The organism is Acidaminobacter sp., from assembly GCF_030247605.1.
In the GTDB taxonomy this organism is placed as follows: domain Bacteria; phylum Bacillota; class Clostridia; order Peptostreptococcales; family Acidaminobacteraceae; genus Acidaminobacter.
This window is the reverse complement of sequence record NZ_JAOTSB010000058.1, coordinates 1-2,450: the sequence shown is the minus strand read 5'-3', so window position 1 is coordinate 2,450 and position 2,450 is coordinate 1. Positions and strand designations below refer to the sequence as shown.

The 2,450-nt window shown below is 49.3% G+C and carries 2 protein-coding genes and 1 pseudogene; all 3 read left to right on the top strand.

Annotated features, from left to right (window positions below):
* Positions 1–738: pseudogene (locus OEL90_RS14955) on the top strand (hypothetical protein); the annotation flags it as partial.
* Positions 739–892: 154 nt separating this feature from the next.
* Entirely contained in the window at positions 893–1,546 is a 654-nt protein-coding gene (locus OEL90_RS15255; protein WP_414635026.1) for a TniQ family protein, read from the top strand.
* A 146-nt stretch (positions 1,547–1,692) separates the two neighbouring features.
* Positions 1,693–2,391: a hypothetical protein gene (locus tag OEL90_RS14950; protein WP_300689899.1), complete on the top strand. Its 699-nt coding sequence runs from the start codon at positions 1,693–1,695 to the stop codon at positions 2,389–2,391.
* The last annotated feature ends 59 nt before the right edge of the window (positions 2,392–2,450 follow it).

Genomic DNA, 2,450 nt, shown 5'->3' with positions numbered 1-2,450 from the left:
GCTTCAACCTACTGGGGCCCTTTGCTTGAAGGCTCTGAGGAGGAACCAGGAGAATGGGATGATTTTCTGAGTGTGCTGTGGCACTTTCAATGGGTGAAAAATCCCACTCTATTGTCTCCCCCTCTGTCCAAGCTGATGTTCCATCACACACAGGGTGTGGCCGACATTGCCATTAAGCTCTTTGCCATCACCCAAGCCCGGGCAATCCACGATGGCACAGAAACCATAACCGGAGCACTCATAGAGAGTGTTGCACAGAACGAATTAGCGTTGGTCATGCCGATGATTGAAGCCATCCGTCGTGACGATGTCGAGGCATTGGTTACCTACCGTGACATTGCCCCCACTGGCCTTGACAAGTTGCTCGCCGGCGTTGGTGCAAAGTTCTCCGGACGCAAAGTTCGAGGAGCAAGCATCAACGGCTCGAATCCTCTGTTTGCGCCAACGGTAGTTGATGCACTCACTTCCGTTGGTTTCAACCAGCCAGAAGCACAAGAACTGGCAGCGCAGGTAGCTGACTCCAGCAACGTTTTGAATGGCGTTAAGAAAGCACTTCAACACGCCACATCTGGCAAGGCAATAGCGACACCAAAAACAAAAAAACAATCCGAGCCTCCCTGTTACCCGCCCGGCGACTACCGCAACGCCTTGTTACCAACCCACGCAGGAACCACAGTGCTTGAGCGCCTGAAAATCCTAAATATGCTTACCGACGTCGACGCCCTTTTAACCATCTAATCCCATGAGCGGGTATTTCCAGGCAGAACCTTACCCCGATGAGGAAATTTGCAGCCTGCTTATCCGGACGGTGCGAAGAATTGGTTTAAGTTCACCCGATTTTGTACGCGGGTAGTTCAACCTGCCCCCCGCCCCGCTTACATCTATCGGAAATTTGATACCCCATGTTGCGGGACTAGTTGGCTGCACACCCCGGCATATTCTTCACGAACACACGCTCGTACCCTATGGCACCGCCGCATTGCCGCCGACGGAAAGTCGAAGATTTACCATTGACTTGATTAGCGGTCGGATACCGGAGCTTTCTAATCCCATTGGAAAACTGGGAATACGGTGGTGCGAAGCATGCGTTCACTTTGAACTCGGAAAATTTGGCGAGAGCTACTGGCACCGTAGCCATCTTCTGCCTGGCGTTTGCACCTGCCATCTGCACGGCATGCCACTTATGCAATGGCCTGCCCCATGTCCAATAACGCCAATCAAGAAAATGGTCACGTTCTGGATGGACCAGACACTCCCACACGAATTGTCTGGCACCACTTTGCGTTTCCCAATTGCGCACTGCCTATTACACCAAGTTAGCCAGATGTCTCATCGTGCACTCAACGGGCGACGTGCCTTGCAGAATGCACATCCAATAACCAGAGACTGGCGCCAGGTTTTTGACCCCGGGTTTGTTCACTTTGCTGGTTGCAGTGGAAGCACGACTCGACATCTGCCATCAACGACATCACGCATCCTGACACTAATTTCAAAACGTCACCTGGAAAAATTCCGTACAGGCATACAGCTCGAACTTTCCTTGTGAACTAATTTTTAGCAGTTAACGCTTTCGTATATCTCATAAAGCAGGGTTTTACAAACGCCCGTAGGCTTTTCCCCCGTATAACTCAATAAGATAGATTTGTCATGTTTTGGATTGAAGGTGTGGCACGTAGTGCGTCGGGGCTTATTTTGAAAACCATAACACCTTCAGGGGGGCGTGAACACCGCGAGACTAAGGAATTGTGGCAGCCGCTAAAACTAGCAGGAGCCACTACGATTCAAATAACAACAAACTGTAAAAAATGGCAGCGAGAGAGTGGCAAACTCTTTTGGGAGAAGCTTGACATTCAAGACAAAGACCCTAAAGACTGCCAGGGTATTTTCAGAGTTGGTGTTGGCGGAACAGCATACCTAATTCCTGCCAGTGTATTCATCCAAGCGATGATGCGCCCCTTACAAAAAATTCATCAATTTTTGTTCAAACCACAAGGACTGGAGTCTTTTTGCACTCCTTTATTGGGAAACGACAAACCAAATCTAGGAATCAATCTAGCAAGGAAGGGGCTGTTTGATAGCCACAATAAATTACCCACCTGGTTCACCGGCGTGTATTCGTGGATGAGTTGCTTTCCAAGTGCCAATCGGATGTGGGCAAGTGTGTCCAACTCAGCCAATAGCGGCCATCTTGATATTGAACTGCCCCAGGCCCTTCTTACCATCTCCTTGACGAGCGTTAAGCACGGTGAAGTAAATTTGGTAACCAAAATTCTCATATCAGTATTGAGGCTGATGAGCCGCCATTCCTATTTGCATCCAATCACGCGAACAAAATTCAGTTACTTTCGGTTGCAAAACCAAACCCGCGAGCGACAAAGCGGCATAAATTAGAAATTCTTCCACGTGGAGAGGTTTGGCAGCTATCGAACAAAGAGTGGCAGTCAATTTCG